Genomic DNA, 20,873 nt, shown 5'->3' with positions numbered 1-20,873 from the left:
ATCTGCACGACTTGCAGCTTGAACTCCGCGTTGAATGTTCGTCTTTGCTTCTTGGTCATATTTCTCGTCCAGGTGGATTCCACCTATCGAGGTGTCCGGGGGAATTAGACCAGCACAGAGCACAGCTTTGGGCGGATCAGGGCTGGCGTTGTTTGAGCGCCAGCGAGTTTAGCCAGACCCCGCCCAAAGCGAGCACCGCAGGTTCCCGCAACGCCAGCGGAGGGCGCAGACAGTTGGGGCGCCTTTCTTTGGGTTACCTTTCTTTGGCGTTCAAAGAAAGGTGACTGCGCCGCCGGGCGCACATCCCGGCCAGCGGCGACTGTGGCAACCAGCGCTCTGCAAGACACCACAAACCCCCACAAAAATCTTCAAAAAAACACGGATCGCATTCGGCAACCACTTACCTCCCCCCCTAATCCAAATCCCCCCCCAAAGGCAACATCGCCTGCGCCTCCGCATCCGGCAGCGCCTCCACCACCTTCAACGCCCTGCGCATCTGCCGGGTACGGGTATCCGCCTTATCCAAAGTATCCGAGGCCTTCTGCACCTGTTCGCGGATGCGGGCGACCCATTCGCCGTAACGGTCGAACTCGGTTTTCACCGCGCCCAGCACCTTCCATACCTCGCTGGCCTGCTGCTCCAGCGCCAGGGTCCGGAAACCCATGTGCAGGCTGTTGAGCATGGCCAGCAAGGTAGTGGGCCCCGCCAGGGTGACGCGGTAGTCGCGCTGCAGGCTGTCCATCAGGCCGGGGCGGCGCAGCACTTCGGCGTACAGGCTCTCGATGGGCAGGAACAGGATGGCGAAGTCGGTGGTGTGGGGCGGGGCCAGGTAGCTTTCACTGATGGACTTGGCCTCGGCGCGGATGCGGGCTTCCAGGGCTTTGGCGGATGCTTCTGCGGCCACGGCATCGGCCCGTTCGTGGGCATCGAGCAAACGCTCGTAGTCGTCGCGCGGGAACTTGGCGTCGATGGGCAGCCAGACGGGCGCGCCATCGGCGCTGCGGCCGGGGAAACGCACCGCGAAGTCCACGCGCTGGTTGCTGCGCGGCTTGGTTTCGATCTGCTTGCCGTACTGCTCGGGGGTGAGCACCTGCTCCAGCAAATTCTCTAGCTGCACTTCGCCGAACATGCCACGGGTTTTGACGTTGGTCAGCACGCGCTGCAGGTCGCCCACGCCCTGCGCCAGCGACTGCATTTCGCCCAGGCCTTTGTGCACCTGCTCCAGCCGGTCGGCGACCTGCTTGAAGCTTTCGCCCAGGCGGGTCTCCAGCGTGGTTTGCAGCTTTTCGTCTACGGTTTGGCGCATCTCGTCGAGCTTGGCGGCGTTGCTTTGCTGGAGTTGCTGCAACTGCGCCTCCAGCGTGGCGCGCACCTCGCCCATGCGCCTTGCGTTGGACTCGCCCAGGGCCAGGAGCTGGGTGCTCAAGGTATCGCTGACCGAGCGCTGCAGCAGCGCCAGCTGCTGGGCCAGCGCGTCGATCTGGGTGTTTTGGGTGCGGGTGGCCTCGGCACTTTGCTGCACCAGGGTGCGCTGGAAGTTGGCGAAACTGGTGCCCAGCTCTTGGCGGTCGGCACGCGACGATTCGCGCAGCCCGCGCTCCAGGCGTTCCATGGCAGAGTTGTCCGGCTCGGGCGGTTTGCGCAGCAGCAGGAGCAGCAACAGCACAAAGTTCATTACGCCCAGCGCCAGCAGCCCCCATTCGGTCAAGGTCATCGGTACTATCTATTTGCTAGCTACTTGTGCAGCATTGATGGGCGTGAGCGGCTTATTCTTTATGAGGAACCCAATCAGATTGTCCGCCGCCAGCCGCGCCATGGCCATGCGGGTGGACACGGTAGCGCTGGCGATGTGCGGAGTGAGCACCACGTTGGGCACCGTGAGCAGGTCGGGGTGCACGCTGGGCTCGCCCTCGAACACGTCCAGCCCGGCGGCGGCGATGCGGCCCTCGCGCAGGGCCAGGGCCAGGGCCGCGTCGTCTACGATGCCGCCGCGCGCGATGTTTGTCAGGGTGGCGGTGGGTTGCATCAGCGCCAGCTCGGCTGCGCCGATGGTGTGGTGCGAAGCGGCGGAATACGGCACCACCAGCACCACGTGGTCGGCGGTTTTCAGCAGCTCTTCTTTGGAGACAAAGCGGGCCTTGCAGTCGGCCTCGGTAGCGGCATCGAGCTGGCTGCGGTTGTGGTAAATCACGTTCATGCCAAAACCAAAAGCACCGCGCTTGGCGATGCCTTGGCCGATGCGGCCCATGCCGATGATGCCCAGGGTGCTGCCGTGGATTTCGGCCCCGGCAAACATGTCAAAGCTCCATTTCTTCCACAGCCCGGCGCGCAGAAAGTGCTCGCTCTCGCTGATGCGGCGGGCGGTGGCCATCAGCAGGGCGAAGCCGAAGTCGGCGGTGGTTTCGGTGAGCACATCGGGCGCGTTGGTGGCCAGCACCCCGGCGGCGCTCATCGCATCGATGTCAAAGTTGTTGTAGCCCACGGCCATGTTGGCGCAGATGCGCAGCTTGGGGCAGGCGGCCAGCAGCTCGGCATCGATGCGCTCGCTGCCGGTGGTGAAGGCACCCACCTTGCCCTGCAGCCGGGCGATCAGCTCGGCCTTGGTCCAGGAGGCATCGTCCTGGTTGGACTCCACCGCAAAGTGCTGCTCCAGGGCAGCGATGGTGGCGGGGAAGATTTTGCGGGCAACAAGAATGGCGGGTTTGGACATTTAGGTAAACCAGATAAAGGTCATCACAAAAAACAAGGGGACCAGCACGGCACACGACCAGGCCATGTAGCCAAAGAAGCTGGGCATGGCCACGCCGCGCTCTTCGGCAATGGCTTTGACCATCATATTGGGCGCGTTGCCGATGTAGCTGTTGGCCCCCATAAAGACCGCACCCGCCGACACCGCCGCCAGCGTAGGGGCCAGCGTGGTCATCAGCGTTTGCGCATCGCCGCCTGCGGTGTGGAAGAACACCAGGTAGGTGGGCGCGTTGTCCAGAAACGAGCTGAGCAGGCCGGTGGCCCAAAAGTACATGGCCGGGTCGGGCGCGCCGTCGGGCCGGGTGACGGCGGCCACCACCGCGCCAAACGGCCCGTTCAGGCCCTCGCGCAGCAAGGCAATCACCGGGATGATGGTGAGGAAAATGCCCGCAAACAGCTTGGCCACTTCCTGCATCGGGGCCCAGCTGAATTGGTTGTCGGCATGCACTTTGGCGGGCGTGCACAGCAGCGACAGGGCGGTGACCAGCAGCAGCCCCGCATCGCGCACCAGGCCCGGCAGACCCACATCGGCCCCGGCCACATGGAACACCACCGGCGACTTCCACATGCCGCTGAGCAGCACCAGCCCCACCGCCGCGCCCAGCAGCGCGAAATTGACCATGCCGTCAAAACCGATGCGCTGCGTGTCGGGCGTGGGGTCGACCGGCAGCACGCCCTCTTTCGCGTAGTAGTAGTGGTCGATAGCGAAGCACAGCGCCAGCAGCACGCCCACCAAAAACAGCGTGGGCTGCCACAGGTGGCCTACGGTCCAAAAGAAGTCCACCCCCTGCAAAAACCCCAGGAACAGCGGCGGGTCGCCCAGCGGGGTGAGCGCGCCGCCCGCGTTGGAGACGATGAAGATGAAGAACACCACCACGTGCGCTTTGTGGACGCGATTGTCGTTGGCGCGCAGCAGCGGGCGCAGCATCAGCATGGACGCACCGGTGGTGCCCATCACACTGGCCAGGGCCGCGCCAATGGCCAGCAGCGCCACGTTCAAGCGCGGGCTGCCGTGCAGGTTGCCGCGGATGAAGATGCCACCGGCCACGGTGTACAGCGCAGTGAGCAAAATGATGAAAGGCAGGTACTCGGCCAGCAGGGCGTGCACCAGGCTGTGGGCCGCCGCATCCAGCCCGAACGAATGTGCAAACGGCAGCAAGAACGCCAGCGACCACGCGGCTGACAGCTTGCCGAAATGGTGGTGCCAGAACCTGGGTACCAGCAGCGGGCACAAGGCAATCGACAGCAGCAAACCGACAAACGGAATGCCCCAGGCCGCCGACGTGCCTGCTCCGCTCATTGCGGCGCTTCGATCTCGAACACCTGGCGCAGGTAGCCCACGTACTTCTCGTCCTCGCACATGTTCTTGCCGGGCGAGTCCGACAGCTTGGCCACCGGCTGGCCGTTGCAGCGGATCATCTTGATGACGATTTGCAGCGGCACATGCAGCGGCGGGTCGCCCATGTCGTTGGTCAGGTTGGTGCCAATGCCAAAGGCCAGCAGGCAGCGGCCCCGGAACTGCTGGTACAGCGCAATGGTGCGCGGCACGGTGAGACCGTCGCTGAAGATCAGCACCTTGGTGAGCGGATCGACACGGTTCTTTTTGTAGTGCGCCAGCAGGCGTTCGCCCCACTGGAACGGGTCGCCGCTGTCGTGGCGTGCGCCGTCAAACAGCTTGCAGAAGTACATGTCGAAGTCGCGCAGGAACGCATCCATGCCGTACACGTCGCTCAGGGCAATGCCCAGGTCGCCGCGGTATTCCTTGGCCCACATCTCGAAGCCATACACCTGGCTGTCGCGCAGGCGTGGGCCCAGCGCCTGGCAGGCCTGCAGGTATTCGTGGGCCATGGTGCCTAGCGGGGTCAGGCCCAGTTGCATGGCAAACAAGACATTGCTGGTGCCCGCAAACTGCCCCTGGGGGCCGGAGCCTAGCTGCGCCACCAGAGTGCGCAGCACCTCTTCGTGCCATGCCTTGCTGTAGCGGCGGCGGGTGCCGTAGTCGGCAATCTTGAGTTCATCCAGGCCGTCGCCGCGCAGCTGGCCAATCTTGTCCTGCAGCCGCTGGCGGGCCTGGGTGAAGTTGGGCGTGGTGGTGGCGTGGCGAAAGTACACCTCGTTGACGATGGCCAGCACCGGAATCTCGAACAGGATCACGTGCAGCCACGGGCCTTGGATGGAGATGTCGATCTCGCCATTGGGCAAGGGCGTGACCGAGATGTACTTTTCGTTGAGCCGGAACAGCCCCAGAAAGTCCACAAAGTCGCTTTTGATGAAGCGCATGGAGCGCAGATAGCCCAGCTCGGCCTCGCTAAAGCCCAGGCGGCACAGCCCGCGGATTTCGGCCTGGATCTCGCCCACCAGGGGGGCCAGCTGCACGCCCGGGTTGCGGCATTTGAAGCGGTACTGCACCTGGGAGGCAGGGAAATGGTGCAACACCACCTGCATCATCGTGAACTTGTAGAGGTCGGTATCCAGCAGGCTAGTGATGATCATAAAAAGCAAGGCGGGCAGCCAGGGCGCACAGTGAATGGAGGGGGCAGCGGGCAAAGTGTAGGGGATACGCCGGGCCACCCACCCGCACTGTGCAACGCCATGCAACACACCAGCGCCCACGGTCGGTGGATAGCTATATTTTTTCTAGCTTCTCACGCTTATTAAATATAGGTAAAACCGCTTTTTTTCTTATAAAAACTTGCGGTAGAGGCTGCATAAAAGTACCATGTTTTTGTCAAAATACTAGGGTTTTCGATAACTAAAGCAACTTGATTTAGTTAGTCTCGGCGATTTATAGTTACCTACCAGCGTGAAATCCTTCACACTCTCGCTGGAACCTGTTCCCCCAACCGAACCCTTGCGTTCACCCCTCTCTAGGAGACAACATGAAAAAATCTACCGCCACCCTGGTGCTGTCCGCTCTGGCTTTTGCCGCCACCTCGGCGTGTGCTGCAGAACCCGTGATCGGCCTGATCACCAAGACCGAAACGAACCCGTTTTTCGTGAAGATGAAGGAAGGTGCGCAAGCCGAGGCCAAGAAATCGGGTGCCAAGCTGCTCAGCGCCGCTGGCAAGGCAGACGGCGACAACGCCGGCCAGATCACCGCCATCGAGAACATGATGGCCGCCGGTGCCAAGACCATCATGATCACCCCCAACGACTCCAAGGCCATCATCCCCGCCATCAAGAAGGCCCAGGCCCAGGGCGTGATGTTCATTGCCCTAGACAGCCCCACCGACCCCACCGAAGGCACCGATGCCCTGTTTGCCACCGACAACTACAAGGCCGGCATCCTGATCGGCCAGTACGCCAAGGCCGTGATGGCTGGCAAGCCCGCCAAGATCGCCACGCTGGATCTGTTCCCCGGCCACCCCGTGGGCGCGCAACGCCACAACGGTTTCATGAACGGTTTCGGCCTGGCAGCCGCCGATGCCAAGAGCAACGAACTCTCCAAGACGGCTGAAATCGTCTGCATGGCCGACAGCTTTGGCGACCAGGCCAAGGGCCAGACCGCCATGGAAAACTGCCTGCAAAAGAACCCCGACATCAACGTGCTCTACACCATCAACGAACCCGCTGCTGCCGGTGCCTACCAGGCGCTGAAGGCTGCTGGCAAGGAAAAGCAAGTGCTGATCGTCTCGGTGGACGGCGGCTGCGCCGGTATCAAGAACGTCAAGGCCGGCATGATCGCCGCCACCTCGCAGCAGTACCCGCTGAAGATGGCCAGCATGGGCGTGGCCGCTGGTGTGGAATTTGCCAAGTCGGGCAAAAAAGCCACCGGCTACACCGACACCGGCGTGACCCTGATCACCGACAAGCCACAAAAGGGCGTGGACAGCAAAGACTCGAAAGTCGGCATGGACCTGTGCTGGGGCAACAAGTAATACCCCGAGGCACCCGTTAGCGAATGCAACGCGCGGGTGACCGCCCGCCCCCACCCCAACCCTCCCCCGAAGAGGGAGGGGGTGATACGGGGCCCGGCTTCACTCCCTCCCCTCCCGGGGGAGGGCCGGGGTGGGGGCTGGATGTCCGCCCCCTCCCTATTTCATCAACCCATTTCCAAGGCTTACCGTGAGCACACTCAAAGAAAAACTACCGCCGATTGGCACGCTCGGGCCGTTCATTGCCCTGCTGATCGCCTGCGTCTTCTTCGCGACCCAAAGCGACCGCTTTTTGTCGGCCACCAATTTCTCGCTGATCCTGCAGCAGGTCACCGTGGTCGGCGTGATCGCCATCGGCCAGACCCTGATTATTTTGACGGCGGGCATCGACCTGTCGTGCGGCATGGTGATGGCCCTGGGCGGCATTGTCATGACCAAGCTCTCGGCCGACCTGGGCTTGCCCGCACCGCTGGCCATCCTGTGCGGTATCGCCGCCACCGCGGCGTTTGGCTTGCTCAACGGGCTATTGGTCACGCGAATAAAGTTGCCGCCGTTCATCGTTACCCTGGGTACGCTGAACATTGCGTTTGCCATCACCCAGCTGTACTCCAACTCGCAGACCATCACCGATGTGCCTCCGCTGATGACGGCACTGGGCAACACCTTCTCGATTGGCGGCACAGCCTTTGCCTACAGCACGCTGCTGATGCTGGCGCTGTACGCGGGCATCTGGTTCTACCTGCGCGAAACCGCCGCCGGTCGCCACGTGTACGCCGTGGGTAACAACCCCGAAGCCACCCGCCTCACCGGCATCCCCACCGAGCGCGTTTTGCTGGGCGTGTATGTGCTGGCCGGTATCTTGTACGGCGTGGCTTCGCTGCTGTCGGTAGCCCGTACCGGTGCCGGTGACCCGAACGCCGGGCAAACCGAAAATCTGGACGCCATCACCGCGGTGGTGCTGGGCGGCACCAGCCTGTTTGGTGGCCGTGGCGTGATCCTGGGCACCCTGGTGGGTGCGGTCATCGTCGGTGTACTGCGCAACGGCTTGACGCTGATGGGCGTGCAATCCGTGTACCAGGTGCTGATCACCGGCATCTTGGTGATTTTGGCGGTCGCTATCGACCAGTTGTCCCGCAAAGGAGGCCGTTAATCATGTCTGCTCCCCAACACAAAATCGTGATGAAGGCCACCGGCCTGATCAAACGCTACGGCCAGGTCACGGCCCTGGACGGTGCCGACCTGGAGCTGCGCGAAGGCGAGATCCTGGCGGTGATTGGCGACAACGGCGCAGGCAAATCCTCGCTGATCAAATGCCTGAGCGGTGCCACCATTCCCGACGAAGGCGAAATCCTGCTGGACGGCAAGCAGATCCACTTCAAGAGCCCCATGGATGCCCGCCAGGCCGGGATTGAGACCGTGTACCAGGATCTGGCCGTGGCCGCCGCCATGAGCATTTCTGAAAACCTGTTCCTGGGCCGCGAAATCCGCCGCCAGGGCTTTGCGGGCAACGTGCTGCGCATGCTGGACAAAAAGAAGATGCTGGAAGAAAGCATTTCCCGCATGAAAGACCTGAAGGTCGGCATCCGCTCCATGACCCAGGCGGTGGAAACCTTGTCGGGCGGCCAGCGCCAGTGCGTAGCCGTATCGCGCGCTGCGGCCTTTGCGCAGCACGTGGTCATCATGGACGAACCCACGGCTGCGCTAGGTGTAAAAGAAGGCAACATGGTGCTGGACCTGATCCGCCGGGTGCGCGACAAGGGCTTGTCGGTCATCTTGATCTCGCACAACATGCCGCACGTGTTCGAGATTGCCGACCGCATCCACGTGGCCCGCCTGGGCAAGCGCGGCTGCGTGCTCAACCCGCACAAGATCAGCATGGCCGACACCGTGGCAGTGATGACCGGGGCCATCCGCCCGGACGAACTGCCTGCCGAATCGCTGGCGCACTAAGGTCAACGACATGCTCAAAGGAATCGATCCCCTGCTCACGCCAGAGCTCTTGAAAGTGCTGGCCGAAATGGGGCACGACGATGCCGTGCTGCTGGCCGATGCCAACTTCACGGCCCTGCGCCTGGCCGCGGGCAAACCGGTGCTGTACCTGCCGGGCGTGGGCATGCAGCGCGCCGTACAGGCGGTGGAGTCGGTGCTGCCGCTGGCGGCCGACGTGGAGGCCCCGGTGGCCTTCATGCAGGTGTCCGGCACCACCGCGCCCTACCGCTCGGCCCTGCAGCGCGAGGTGCTGGACATGCTCCAGCCCAGCCTGCTGCCGGGCCAGCAGGCCGAGCCGATTGAACGCTTTGCGTTTTATGAACGGGTCGCGAATGTCTACGCCATCGTGCTGACCGGCGAGTTACAACCGTTCGGCAATTTCATTCTGCGCAAAGGAGTCATCGGCGAAAATCTGCGGACATGAACGCCCAACTCGCCCCTCCCATGCTGCGCCCGCGTGGCTCCAACCACGTCGGGATGCGGCAGTTCAACGAACGGGTGGTGCTGCAGGCCATACGCCAACACGGCAGCCTGCCCAAGGCCGACCTGGCCCGGCTCACCCACCTCACCGCCCAGACCATCGGCCTGATCACCACCCGGCTGGAAGAAGACGGCCTGCTGCTGCGCCACCAGCCGGTGCGCGGGCGCATCGGCCAGCCCTCGGTGCCGCTGGCGCTGAACCCCGACGGGGCCTTCTCCATCGGCATCAAGGTGGGTCGGCGCAACACCGACTGGCTGCTGGTGGATTTCACCGGCAAAGTGCGCCAGCGCCTCACCCTGCCCTACGCCTTTCCCGACACCGCCGTGCTGCTGCCCGCGCTGTCCACCCACATGCGCACCCTGCGCGACAGCCTGGGGCCGCTGGAGTCGCGGCTGGTCGGCATCGGCGTGGCCGCGCCCTTTCAGATGGGGGGCTGGCACAAGATGCTGGGCCTGTCGGATGCGCAGTCTGGCAGCTGGAACGCGCTGGACCTGGGTGCCGCCGTGCAGGCCATGACCGACCTGCCGGTGAGCTTTGCCAAAGACACCAGCGCCGCCTGCGTGGCCGAGCTGGTGGCCGGCCGGGGCCGCGACCTGAAGACATTTCTGTATGTGTTCATCGACACCTTTGTGGGCGGGGGCCTGGTGGTCAACTCCCACCTGCACGGCGGTCTGCACGGCAATGCCGGTGCGGTGGCTTCCCTGCCCATGCAGTTGCCCAGCACGCCGGGCAGTGCGCCTGACCAGTTGGTGGCCCACGCCTCGCTGTGGGAGCTGGAACAGCGGCTGCTAGCCGTTGGCCTGGACCCAACCGCCGCCTACGACGACCGGGCACTCATGGCCCCGTTCGCCCTTGAGACCCAGGCCTGGGTGGCCCAAGCCGCCGCCGCGCTGGCGCACTGCGTGGTCAGCGGCACCGCGTTTCTGGACCTGGAAGCCGTGGTCATCGACGGCTCGCTGTGCCGCCCGCTGCTGGAGCTGCTGCTGGAACGCACCCGTCTGGCCCTGGCCGACTTCAACTGGGAAGGCCTGTGGCGCACCGAGCTGGTGGCTGGCAGCATTGGCTCCGACGCGCGGGCCCTGGGCGGCGCACTGTTGCCGCTGCACGCCAACTTTGCGCCGGACCGGGATTTGTTTTTAAAGACCTAAACCTGCAAACCATCGTTGCGGTGGTGCTCTTCCAAAAAGTCCAGAAACCGCCGCACCGCAGGCACCATGCCCCGCCGCGACGGGAATACCGCGTGGAACACGCCCGGGTGCGGGGCCCAGCCCGGCAACACCGGCACCAGTTGACCCTGGCGGATTTCGCTTTCACACATGTAGGCGGGCAGCACGCAAATGCCGGTGCCGCCCAGCACCGCCAGTTTCAAGGTCAGCAGGTCGTCGGCCACATAGCGCGGCTGGTGCGACACGGTGCGGACCCCACCGTCGGGCCCCAACAGATGCCACACCGCCCGTCCGTCATTGGCCGACATGCTGACCGAATCCAGCCCGGCCAGATCCTCCACGGTGGCTGGATGCCCTTGGCGCGCCAGCAGCTGCGGGCTGGCCACCAGCAGCGAATGCGTCATGCCAAAGCTTTTCACCACCAGGGTGCCGCTGTCGTCCAGCGTCAGCCGCACCCGCAAGGCCACGTCCACGCCCTCTTCCACCAGGTCCACCACCCGGTTGCTGACCCGCATGTCCACCTTGACCAGCGGGTAGCGGGCCAGGAACAGCGGCATCACCTCGCCCAGCGTGGTTTGCGCCAGCGTCACCGGGCAGGCGATGCGGATGGTGCCGCGCGGCTCGGTTTGCGCCTGGGCTACCGCATCGGCCGCCGCATCGGCCTGGTCGCGCATGGCCATGCAGTGGCGGTGGTAGACCTCGCCCACCTCGGTGAGCGACAGCTTGCGGGTGGTGCGCTGCAGCAGGCGCACGCCCAGCCGGGTCTCCAGCTCGGCCACCCGGCGCGACAGCCGCGATTTGGGCAGGCCCAGTGCCCGCCCGGCGGCAGCAAAGCCACCCCGCTCCACCACCTCGGCAAAGTAGGCCATGTCGTTCAAATCCTGCATTTTGAGCTCCATCGTCCTACCAGCAGGACGATGTAGTGCATTTTCACCCACTTATCAGACCATTGGCGTGGTGAGAAACTCTATCCATCGCCACTTCTGTGGCTCTACCAAGCCATACACCATGAAACTCTTGCACATCGACTCCAGCATCCTGGGCACCCACTCCGTCACCCGCACCCTCACGGCCCAGATCACCGCGCAGTGGCAAGCCAGCCACCCCGGCACCACGGTCGAGCACCTGGACCTGGCCGTGGCCACGCCCAGCCACCTGTCCGCCGAATCCCTGGGTTTCCGCATGCCGCCCACGGACGCAACCCTGAGCCCGGCACAACGTGCTGAAAACGCCATCTCCGAGCAGCTGGTGACGCAATTCCTGGCTGCGGATGTGATCGTGGTGGGCGCACCGCTGTACAACTTCACCATTCCCACCCAGCTCAAGGCCTGGATCGACCGCATCTGCCAGGCAGGCCGCACCTTCAAGTACACCGAAACCGGGCCCGTCGGCCTGTCCGGTGGCAAGACGGTGGTCGTGGCCCTGGGCCGTGGCGGCGTGTACTCGGCCTCCGAAGGTGGCCGCGCCATGGAACACCAGGAAAGCTACCTGCGCGTGGTGTTCGGCTTTTTGGGCATCACCGACGTGCGTTTTGTGCGCGCCGAGGGCGTGGCCATGGGCCCGGATGCCAAAGCGGCTGCACTGGCCTCGGCCTCCAAAGAGATTGAAGCACTGGCCGCCTAAAAGCTGTCGCTACAAAATAAAGAGCTGCTCACGCTTGTTCAATAAGCGCAGAGGGCCTAAAAGGCTTGAAGTTTTGGCGGCGCATACCGCCGGGCGTACTCCAGGGCCACGGTGTAGGTATTGATCTGCACCTGCACCGTCTCTTCGATGCGCACGCCATAGCCCCCGGCCATGGCAAAGGCCAGCGGCACGCGGCGCTGCCAGGCCCAGTCGAACACCCGACGGTCGCGAGCCTGCAGGCCATCAAACGTGAGCTTGAGGCGGCCCAGCCGGTCGCCCTCGAACGGGTCGGCCCCGGCCAGGTAAATCACCAGCCCCGGCGCAAATCGCTGCGCTAGGTGGTCCAGCGCCGTCTCCAACGCCTCCATATAGGCATCGTCACCGCAACCATCGGGCAGGGCCACGTCCAGGTCGCTGGCCTCCTTGCGGAACGGAAAGTTCTTCTCGCCGTGCAGCGAGAGGGTGAAAACGCTTGTATCTTTTTGAAAAATATGTGCGGTTCCGTTACCTTGGTGCACATCCAAATCGACCACCGCGACCTGCAAAGGCTGCAAATGCGTGCGTCCCCATTCGGCCTGCGCCACCCTTGCGGCCACCGCCGCATCGTTAAAAACACAGAAGCCGCCGCCCTTCTCCGCGGTGGCATGGTGGGTGCCGCCCGCCATGTTGGCGGCGATGCCGTGCCCGGCCAGCGCATCGCGTACCGCGGCCACCGTAGCCCCGGCGGATCGGCGCGAGCGCTCCACCATGGCATCACTCCACGGAAAGCCGATTTCCCGCATGGCTGCTGGCTGTAGCCGCTGGATGCTGCCATCCGCAATGGCCCGGATATAGGCCGGATGGTGCGCCAGCGCCAGCTCGCCGTCGCTGGCGCGCGGGGCCGGTTGCATCTGCACGCCGGGCAGCTCCAAGGCCACCCGGTCGCGCAGCATTTGGTACTTGGCCATGGGGAAACGGTGGCCCTCGGGCAGGGGCAAAACAAAGTGGTCTGAGTAATATGCGCGCATGGGAAACATGTCTCAGTGGTGAATTAGCCCGGCGATAGAGTCGAATCCCTAGAATGCTGCAGTGCAACAAACGCCTATTGCAAGCTGGAATGGACGGCCTATAATTTAATCCATGCTGCACTGCAACATAACCGGTAACGGGACGAGGTCAGCGCAGATAGCAAACTTTTCTTTTTTTTAAACTGGAGATATTGACATGATGACTACCGAACAAATCCTGGCTTCGCACAAAGCAACCGTTGAAACCCTGTTTGGTCTGACCACCAAGGCCTTCGAAGGCGTGGAAAAGCTGGTCGAACTGAACCTGACCGCTTCCAAGGCTGCCCTGTCCGAAGCTTCCAGCCACTCGCAAGCCGTTCTGAGCGTGAAAGACGCACAAGAACTGTTGGCTCTGCAAGCCAGCCTGTTGCAGCCTTTGGCTGAAAAGACCGCTGCTTACAGCCGTCACCTGTATGACATCGCCCAGGGCACCAGCTCTGAGTTCAGCAAGGCTGTCGAAGGCCAATCCGCTGAAGCCCAAAAGAAGATTGCTGGCCTGATCGAGTCCGCCACCAAGAACGCACCTGCCGGTTCCGAGTCCGCTGTGGCTGTGATGAAGAGCGCCGTGTCCGCTGCCAACAACGCTTTTGAATCCGTTCAAAAGGCTGTGAAGCAAGCTTCCGACGCTGCCGAAGCCAACTTCAAGGCTGTGGCTGCCCAGGCCGTGACCGCTGCTGGCACCACCGCCGCTGCTGCCACCAAGAAGCGTTAATTTCGACGGGTCTGTGCGCAGACCCGCAAGACAATTTCAGGGAGCCCCGGCTCCCGCCAGTTGTCTCCTCGGGTTCCTTCGACGCCATCAGGCTCAGGAATCCTTCAAGGCCCCGTCCGCAAGACGGGGCTTTTTTTCGTCTGGGTTACGGCTCACCCCCAGGCTGCAGCGCAAGCGCTTTTCGCCAACCCCCCTCGTATCTGTTTGAAAAACAGATACGACATGCAGGGGGCAACACCAGCAGCCTGGCAAAGCCAGTTCTGCGGTGTTTCTGGAAGGCGCGTTTGTCACGCTGCGTGGGAACTGCTTGAGTTCCTGGACTACTTTGATTTTGCAAGCATCGCCGCCCGCAACGCCGGTAACGCCTGCAGCATCGCGGCCCGGCCCGCCTCGATCGCCCGGCGGCGGCTGCCGAAGTCGGCGCTGGTCATGCCCAGCAGCACCGGGCGCACCACCACGTCGGCCTCGCGCAGCGCGAAGCTGTTGATGCTTTTGCCCATGATGGCAAAGGTTTGCAGCAGGATTTGCAGCGTGCCATCGGCCGGGTTGCCCTCGGGGGCGCTGGAGATGTCTACGGCGATCACCAGCTCGGCCCCCATCTGCTTGGCAAAGCCCACCGGCACCGGCGCGACCAGGCCGCCGTCCACGTACTCGCGCCCGGCAATCTTCACCGGCTGGAACACGGCAGGCACCGCGCTGGAGGCCCGCACCGCCGTGCCGGTGTCGCCGCGCTGGAACAGCACAGCCTCGCCGCTGTTCAGGTCGGTGGCCACCACGCCCAGGGGCAGCGGCATGCGCTCGATGGTGCGGTTGGCCACCTGGGCGTTGACGTAGCGGGCCAGCGCATCGCCGCGCAACACGCCGCGGCTGAAGATGGGCAGGGTCCAGTCGGTGAACGCGGCCTCTTCCATGGTCTCGGCCACCTGCTGCATCTGCGCGCCGTTTTTGCCACTGGCGTACAGCGACGCCACCAGGCTGCCCGCCGAGGTGCCCACCACCAGATCCGGGCGGATGCCCGCTTCTTCCAGCACCTGCACCACGCCTACGTGGGCAAAGCCGCGCGCCGCACCGCCGCCCAGCGCCAGGCCAACGCGCGGCAGGCGCTTGACGGCTGGCGGGTTGGTGGTGGGCGGCGGGTTTTGCTCGACAGGTGCCGTCATGCAGCCTGCGAGCAAGGCGACTAGCAGGCCCACTGCCGTCATAGGAAAAAATGTCATAAGAAAGATGCCCAGGTATTTACTACCAAAAATATAGCTAAAAGTCTTTACATGCTAAGCACAAACCCGCTATTTTATGCACATCACAAAACTCCCGTGGCCTGCGCTAAACTGCCCAAAAAGCAGGAGACAACCCCATGCCAGAACAACCCATGCCCACCACCGCCTGGTGGAAAGATGCTGTGGTCTACCAGATATACCCGCGCTCCTTCATGGACAGCAACGGCGACGGCATAGGCGACCTGGGTGGCATCAGCGCCAAGCTCGACTACCTGCAAGCGCTGGGCGTAGATGTGGTGTGGCTCAGCCCGCACTTTGACAGCCCCAACGCCGACAACGGCTACGACATCCGCGACTACCGCCAGGTGATGGCCGAGTTCGGCAGCATGGCCGACTTCGACCACCTGCTGGCCGGCCTGAAGGCGCGCGGCATCCAACTCATCATCGACCTGGTGGTCAACCACAGCAGCGACGAGCACGCCTGGTTCCAGCAAAGCCGCCAGTCACGAGACAACCCCTACCGCGACTTCTACATCTGGCGCGATGCCGTAGACGGCGGCCCGCCCAACAACTACCCCTCGTTCTTCGGCGGCTCGGCCTGGCAGTGGGACGCGCACACCGGCCAGTACTACCTGCACTACTTCGCCACCAAGCAGCCCGACCTGAACTGGGAAAACCCCGCCGTGCGCCACGAGGTGTATGAGGTGATGCGCTTCTGGCTGGACAAAGGCGTGGCCGGGTTCCGCATGGACGTGATCCCCTTCATCTCCAAGCAGGACGGCCTGCCCGACCTGCCGCCCGAGCACCTGGCCCACCCCGAGGCCGTCTATGCCAGCGGCCCGCGCGTGCACCAGTACCTGCAGGACATGCACCGCGAAGTGCTGGCCCCGTACGGCGCAGTGGCCGTGGGCGAGGCCTTTGGGGTGGACTTTGCCGCCGCCCCGCTGTTTACCGACGCGCGCCGGGGCGAGCTGAGCATGGTGTTCCACTTCGACATCGTGCGCATTGACCGCGACAACTGGCGCAAGATCTCCTGGACCCTGCCCCAGCTCAAGGCCGTCTACACCACCATCGACCAGACCGGCGGCAGCCACGGCTGGAACGCCGCCTTTCTGGGCAACCATGACAACCCGCGTGCCGTATCCCACTTTGGCGACGACCGCCCGGCCTGGCGCGCCCTGTCGGCCAAGGCCCTGGCCACCCTCACGCTGACGCAGCGGGCCACACCGTTTTTGTACCAGGGCGACGAGCTGGGCATGGCCAACTACCCGTTCGAGCGCATCGAGCAGTACGACGACGTGGAGGTCAAAGGTAACTGGCGCATACTGGTCGAAACCGGCCAGGTGCCCGCCGCCGAGTACCTGGCCCACCTGCGCGAGACCAGCCGCGACCACGCCCGCACCCCCATGCAGTGGAGCGCCGACGCCCATGCCGGCTTCACCACCGGCACGCCCTGGCTGGCCGTGCACCCCGACTACGCCGACTGGAACGCCGCCGCCCAAACCGCCGACCCGCAGTCCATCTACCACCACCACCGCCGCCTGCTGGCCCTGCGCCGCAGCACACCGGCCCTGGTGCACGGCACCTACCAGGACATAGACCCCGCCCACCCGCAGGTGTTTGCCTACACCCGCACGCTGGGAGCGGATGCCTACCTGGTGCTGCTCAACTTCAGCACCGAAGCCCTGCCCTACACCCTGCCCGGCGGCCTGCGCGTGCTGGATGCCGTGCTGGACAACGGCGCGGGCGACACGGCCGCCGCCGGGGCCAGCCAGGTGCTGCTGGCCCCCTGGCAGGCCACGGTCTACCGGCTCTGAAAGGATTGCCCATGCAAGGCCAGCTGGAATTCCACGACTCCGAAGTCCGCAGCATCGCGCTGCAGGCCGACACGCTCACCCTCGCCTTCTCCGCCGCCTTTGTGCAGGCCGAGAGCGCGGGCACGGGCTATGTGCAGTCGCTGGTCATCGCCTGCACCGGGGCCACCGTGGTCGGCCCGCTGGCCGACAGCGTGGGCCGCCTGTCCCACGGCAAGCTGTGGGTTTGCGGCCGGGTCCTGCCCGCCCTGCCGTTCCCCTACGCGGCCCCCGGCCCGGTGCGCATCGAGCTGCAATTTTCCAACGGCACCCGCCTGGCGATCAGCGCCGCCACACTGGAATGCCGCTTCCGGGGCGACCCGAAATTTGTCGAGTCGTTTGCCTGTTGAGCGGGTAGAAATTTCGCCCACAAAAAAGCCGCATCGCTGCGGCTCTTGGTGGGTGCTGGGTAATGGGGTAGTGGGGTAGCGGGCTCAGGCCGCCGATTTTTGCCGCATCTGCACCAGGGTGGCCACGCGCTTGAGCAGTTCGCGGTCGTTCCAGGGTTTCTTGAAGATGCCGTACAGGCCCTGGCAGTCGTGCACGCGGGCCTGCATTTCGTCGTGGCCGGTGATGGCGATGATGGGCATGTCTTCGGTGTCCATATTGCCCTGCACCGCGGCAATCAGTTCAAAGCCGTTCATGTTGGGCATTTCCAGGTCGGTGATCAAGACCGAGAAGCTGCCAGTGGCCAGCACCTCCAGCGCCTGGGCTCCGTCGTTGGCCAGCGATACGCTATAGCCTGCGCCTTCCAGCAGCTTGCGCAGTTTGGCCCGGGCCACGGCCGAGTCGTCCACCACCAGCAGGTCCTGGTGCGGCAGGCCTGAGGGCACGGTCAGCAGCACCGGGGGCTGCACCACGACCGGGACGGGCACCATCACCGGGCGCGGCGGGGCGGCCACGAAACTGGACATCGTACCCAGCGGCGCATCGTCCTGCTTGCCCAGGCCGCGCAGTAGCATGTACAGGCCCACCATGGCAAGACCGATGGCAAACGGTAGCAAATAGAGTTGAAAGAGTTCTACAAAAGAGTTCATCGAAATGTGTCCGGTTCATACCCGTTGTGCCACGTCTGCTGGGTACGCACACTTGTGTGCACGATGCCAGCCGCCCCGGGGGATTATGCGATTTTTGTGCCTGGCTATCGGTCACATCGCGTAACAGGGCCCGGACGGGGCAGTCCTAGTGCCGCGGCGCGATCTGGCTGTAGCATGGGCAGCCTGTTACCAAAATTTATAAAAAATTGGCTGCCCGCGCTTATTTGATAAGCGTGAGCAGCTATTTATTCCATAGCATTATGCCCTCCATCGCCGCGCTCGCGCAGTCCGCCGCCCCCACTGGATTGGACTTCTGGTCCGCCCGTTTCGTCTCCGAATCCGCCGAACGCCTGGTGGTGCGCAACGGCGTGGCCGAAGCCCCCAGTCGCGAACGCGATACCGGCGTGATGGTCTGCGTGCAGCACGGCGGTGGCCAGGGCTTTGCCGCCACCAGCGATGTGTCGGAACGCGGCCTGCGCCAAGCCTTTGCCCAGGCCCGGTCGTTGGCCGCCGCCAGCGCCGCATACAGCGTGTTCGATTTTCAAAATGCACCCCGGCCCGCCGCCAGCGGCAGCTTTGCCTCGGCCAACCAGCGCCCGGTAGAGCAAACCACGCTGGCCGAGCGCTTCGACCTGCTCAAGGAGGTGTGCGCCAGTGCGAACATTGGCCCAGAGATCGTAGACCGCAGCGCCGCACTCTGGACCACCCACACCGAGCAGACCCTGGTGACCAGCGACGGCGGCCATATGGCCCAAAGCTGGGACTTTGTGGTGCCCAACATCACCGCCGTGGCCAGTGCGGGCGGCGACACGCAAACCCGCACCTCGGCCGGCCAGTACAACGGCTTTTGCCAGCAGGGCGGTCTGGAGGTGCTGGACCGCGCAGGCTTTGCCCAGGATGGCCCGCGCGTGGCCCGCGAAGCGTTGGACTTGGTGCGTGCCGCCAACTGCCCCAGCGGCGTGATGGACGTGCTGCTGATGCCCGACCAGATGATGCTGCAGATCCACGAAAGCATCGGCCACCCGCTGGAGCTGGACCGCATCCTGGGCGACGAGCGCAACTTTGCGGGCACCAGCTTTGTCACGCTGGACATGTTTGGCCACTATGCCTACGGCAGCCCGCTGCTCAACGTCAGCTTTGCGCCCGACGAAGCGCATGAATTTGCCGGGTTTGCGTTTGACGACGACGGCACTGCGGCCCAGCAGGCCTGGATCATCCGCCACGGCATCCTGCAGCGCCCGCTGGGCGGCAGCCTGTCGCAAGCCCGGGTACAAGCCCTGGTGCCGGGCATGGGCGGCGTGGCCACCACCCGCGCCTGCAGCTGGAACCGCGCGCCGATTGACCGTATGGGCAACCTCAACATAGCCCCCGGCGACAGCAGCCTGGAGCAAATGATCGCCAGCATGGACTACGGCATCGTCATGCGCACCAACGCCTCCTGGAGCATCGACGACTCGCGCAACAAGTTCCAGTTTGGCTGCGAATGGGGCCAGATGGTGCGCCACGGCCAGCTGGCCGAAGTCGTCAAACGGCCCAACTACCGGGGCATTTCGGCGGGGTTCTGGCGATCCCTGGCCATGGTGGGCGATGCCAGCACCTTCCAGGTCATGGGCACGCCCTACTGCGGCAAGGGCGAGCCCAACCAGGTGATCCGCGTGGGCCACGCCTCGCCCGCCTGCCTGTTCAAAAACGTGTCGGTATTTGGCGGAGCCGCATGATGCACAGCTACTTCCTAGACCTTGCCGCCGCCATCTGCACACCTGTGGCCGGGGCCGACCGCGCCACCCTGTACTTCAGCGCCGAAGCCTCGGACTTCGTCCGCTTCAACCACGCCCAGGTGCGCCAGGCCACCCACGTGGAGCAGCGCTACGGCACAGTCAGCGTCATCACTGGTCGCAAGCGCGCCTCCAGCAGCATCAGCCTGGGCGGCGACCTGGCCGCCGACAGCGCCGCCCTGCTGTCCGAGCGCACCGCTTTGCTGGAGCAGTTGCCCCTGGTGCCCGACGATGCCTACCTGCTGCTGCCCGACGCGGTAGTCCCCACCGACCGCAGCGCCACCGGCACCCTGCCCACGCCCGCGCAGCTGATCAACGCCGTGGCCGCCCACGCTGCAGGCACCGACCTGGTGGGTTTTTACGCCGGAGGCAGCGTGGTGCGCGCCTTTGCCGACAGCCGGGGCCAGCGCAACTGGCACAGCGTGGAAAGTTTCCACTTCGACTGGTGCCTGTACCGCGAGAAAGACCAGGCCGTGAAATGCAGCTACGCGGGCACCGACTGGCACACGCCAGAATTCGCCCGCCGCGTGGCCGAGGCCCGCACCCGCCTGGCCCTGCTGGCGCTGCCGCCCAAAACCCTGGCCCCCGGTGCCTACCGCGCCTATTTCAGCCCCGTGGCCGTGGCCGAGCTGCTGGGCACCCTGGCCTGGGGCGGCTTTGGCCTGAAAGACCTGAAAACCGGCACCTCCACCCTGCTGCTGGCCCACCAGGGCAAAGCCGCCCTGAGCCCGCTGGTCACGCTGACGGAAGCCACCGCCGACGGCATCGCCCCGCGCTTCCAGCCCGACGGCTTCACCAAGCCCGACGCGGTGCCCCTGGTGCGCGCAGGCCAGATGGCCGCATCCCTCACCGCACCGCGCAGCGCGGTGGAATACGGCCAGCCCACCAATGGCAGCGGTGACGGCGAAAGCCCCGAATCCCTGTCCATGGCCCCCGGCTCCCTGCCCGAGGCCGACGTGCTCACGACCCTGGGCACGGGCGTCTACATCAGCAACCTGCACTACCTCAACTACAGCGACCGCCAGGCCTGCCGCATGACCGGCATGACCCGCTTCGCCTGCTTCTGGGTGGAGGATGGAAAGATCGTCGCCCCGATCGCCGTGATGCGCTTCGACGATTCGTTTTTGCGCATGTTCGGGCCCGGGCTGGTGGCGCTGACGGACCATGCGGAGCTGGTGCCTGCGGAGGGGACGTATGGGGCCCGGCAGTTGCAGAGCGTGAGTGCGCCGGGGGCGGTGGTGGAGGGGTTTGTGTTGGCGTTGTGAGGGGGGGGTGGTTGCAGCCTCGAAGCCTTTTGTGCCCCTTGCGCTTATGGAATGGGCGTGAGCAGCTACTTTTTAAATAGCAATCA

19 protein-coding genes are annotated in these 20,873 nt (G+C 64.4%); 11 read left to right on the top strand and 8 right to left on the bottom strand.

All coding sequences use genetic code 11. The features are described from left to right. Positions 1-412 precede the first annotated feature (412 nt). From AC097O_RS18200 to pncB, 4 genes are read right to left on the bottom strand one after another with little or no spacing between them, the layout of a single operon-like run. Complete coding sequence (locus AC097O_RS18200; protein ID WP_479594309.1) at positions 413-1,714, bottom strand: DNA recombination protein RmuC; 1,302 nt, start codon at positions 1,712-1,714, stop codon at positions 413-415. 9 nt (positions 1,715-1,723) lie between these two features. Continuing rightward, entirely contained in the window at positions 1,724-2,710 is a 987-nt protein-coding gene (locus tag AC097O_RS18195) for a 2-hydroxyacid dehydrogenase (RefSeq protein WP_479594308.1), read from the bottom strand. Beyond that, positions 2,711-4,108 (bottom strand): sodium:proton antiporter, encoded by a 1,398-nt coding sequence (locus AC097O_RS18190; RefSeq protein WP_479594307.1) that lies wholly within the window; start codon positions 4,106-4,108, stop codon positions 2,711-2,713. After that, positions 4,045-5,241 carry a nicotinate phosphoribosyltransferase gene (gene pncB / locus AC097O_RS18185; RefSeq protein ID WP_479594306.1) on the bottom strand — a complete coding sequence of 399 codons (1,197 nt, stop codon included), beginning with the start codon at positions 5,239-5,241 and terminating at the stop codon, positions 4,045-4,047. The genes AC097O_RS18190 and pncB overlap by 64 nt, the downstream gene beginning before the upstream one ends. Before the next feature lie 386 nt (positions 5,242-5,627). Between pncB and AC097O_RS18180 the strand changes: the two genes are divergently transcribed. The 5 genes from AC097O_RS18180 to AC097O_RS18160 all read left to right on the top strand — a co-directional run bounded on the left by AC097O_RS18180 (position 5,628) and on the right by AC097O_RS18160 (position 10,241). Next, positions 5,628-6,626 (top strand): substrate-binding domain-containing protein, encoded by a 999-nt coding sequence (locus AC097O_RS18180; RefSeq protein WP_479594305.1) that lies wholly within the window; start codon positions 5,628-5,630, stop codon positions 6,624-6,626. A 187-nt stretch (positions 6,627-6,813) separates the two neighbouring features. Beyond that, complete coding sequence (locus tag AC097O_RS18175; protein ID WP_479594304.1) at positions 6,814-7,773, top strand: ABC transporter permease; 960 nt, start codon at positions 6,814-6,816, stop codon at positions 7,771-7,773. 2 nt (positions 7,774-7,775) lie between these two features. Continuing rightward, positions 7,776-8,573, top strand: a complete 798-nt coding sequence (locus AC097O_RS18170; RefSeq protein ID WP_479594303.1) for an ATP-binding cassette domain-containing protein — start codon at positions 7,776-7,778, stop codon at positions 8,571-8,573. 10 nt (positions 8,574-8,583) lie between these two features. Beyond that, complete coding sequence (locus tag AC097O_RS18165) at positions 8,584-9,036, top strand: RbsD/FucU family protein (RefSeq protein WP_315187591.1); 453 nt, start codon at positions 8,584-8,586, stop codon at positions 9,034-9,036. Beyond that, on the top strand, positions 9,033-10,241 hold the full coding sequence (locus AC097O_RS18160; protein ID WP_479594302.1) for an ROK family transcriptional regulator: 1,209 nt from the start codon (positions 9,033-9,035) through the stop codon (positions 10,239-10,241). Before AC097O_RS18165 ends, AC097O_RS18160 begins: the two co-directional genes overlap by 4 nt. Here the strand turns inward: AC097O_RS18160 and AC097O_RS18155 are convergent. After that, positions 10,238-11,146: a LysR family transcriptional regulator gene (locus AC097O_RS18155; RefSeq protein WP_479594301.1), complete on the bottom strand. Its 909-nt coding sequence runs from the start codon at positions 11,144-11,146 to the stop codon at positions 10,238-10,240. The genes AC097O_RS18160 and AC097O_RS18155 overlap by 4 nt on opposite strands. A gap of 121 nt (positions 11,147-11,267) precedes the next feature. Here AC097O_RS18155 and AC097O_RS18150 point away from each other — a divergent pair, with 121 nt between their 5' ends. Then, complete coding sequence (locus tag AC097O_RS18150; RefSeq protein ID WP_479594300.1) at positions 11,268-11,882, top strand: FMN-dependent NADH-azoreductase; 615 nt, start codon at positions 11,268-11,270, stop codon at positions 11,880-11,882. Positions 11,883-11,938: 56 nt separating this feature from the next. Here AC097O_RS18150 and AC097O_RS18145 read toward each other — a convergent pair whose 3' ends face one another. Beyond that, on the bottom strand, positions 11,939-12,889 hold the full coding sequence (locus AC097O_RS18145; protein ID WP_479594299.1) for a histone deacetylase family protein: 951 nt from the start codon (positions 12,887-12,889) through the stop codon (positions 11,939-11,941). A 196-nt stretch (positions 12,890-13,085) separates the two neighbouring features. Here AC097O_RS18145 and AC097O_RS18140 point away from each other — a divergent pair, with 196 nt between their 5' ends. After that, entirely contained in the window at positions 13,086-13,640 is a 555-nt protein-coding gene (locus AC097O_RS18140; RefSeq protein WP_315187578.1) for a phasin family protein, read from the top strand. 320 nt (positions 13,641-13,960) lie between these two features. Here the strand turns inward: AC097O_RS18140 and AC097O_RS18135 are convergent, their stop codons facing one another. Beyond that, a complete protein-coding gene (locus AC097O_RS18135) occupies positions 13,961-14,857 on the bottom strand; it encodes a patatin-like phospholipase family protein (RefSeq protein ID WP_479594298.1) in 897 nt (298 codons plus the stop codon). Positions 14,858-14,994: 137 nt separating this feature from the next. Between AC097O_RS18135 and AC097O_RS18130 the strand changes: the two genes are divergently transcribed. Next, entirely contained in the window at positions 14,995-16,674 is a 1,680-nt protein-coding gene (locus tag AC097O_RS18130; protein ID WP_479594297.1) for an alpha-glucosidase, read from the top strand. Between the two features lie 11 nt (positions 16,675-16,685). Then, complete coding sequence (locus tag AC097O_RS18125) at positions 16,686-17,060, top strand: hypothetical protein (RefSeq protein ID WP_479594296.1); 375 nt, start codon at positions 16,686-16,688, stop codon at positions 17,058-17,060. A gap of 84 nt (positions 17,061-17,144) precedes the next feature. Here AC097O_RS18125 and AC097O_RS18120 read toward each other — a convergent pair whose 3' ends face one another. Further along, complete coding sequence (locus AC097O_RS18120) at positions 17,145-17,747, bottom strand: response regulator (protein ID WP_479594295.1); 603 nt, start codon at positions 17,745-17,747, stop codon at positions 17,145-17,147. Between the two features lie 260 nt (positions 17,748-18,007). Here AC097O_RS18120 and AC097O_RS18115 point away from each other — a divergent pair, with 260 nt between their 5' ends. After that, positions 18,008-19,465 (top strand): TldD/PmbA family protein, encoded by a 1,458-nt coding sequence (locus AC097O_RS18115; protein WP_479594294.1) that lies wholly within the window; start codon positions 18,008-18,010, stop codon positions 19,463-19,465. Beyond that, entirely contained in the window at positions 19,465-20,787 is a 1,323-nt protein-coding gene (locus AC097O_RS18110) for a TldD/PmbA family protein (protein WP_479594293.1), read from the top strand. Before AC097O_RS18115 ends, AC097O_RS18110 begins: the two co-directional genes overlap by 1 nt. Positions 20,788-20,873 lie beyond the last annotated feature (86 nt).

It is taken from the genome of Rhodoferax sp. LS1P39, from assembly GCF_056521425.1.
Note: the sequence above shows the minus strand (reverse complement) of the source record. Positions and strands in the feature narration are given on the sequence as shown.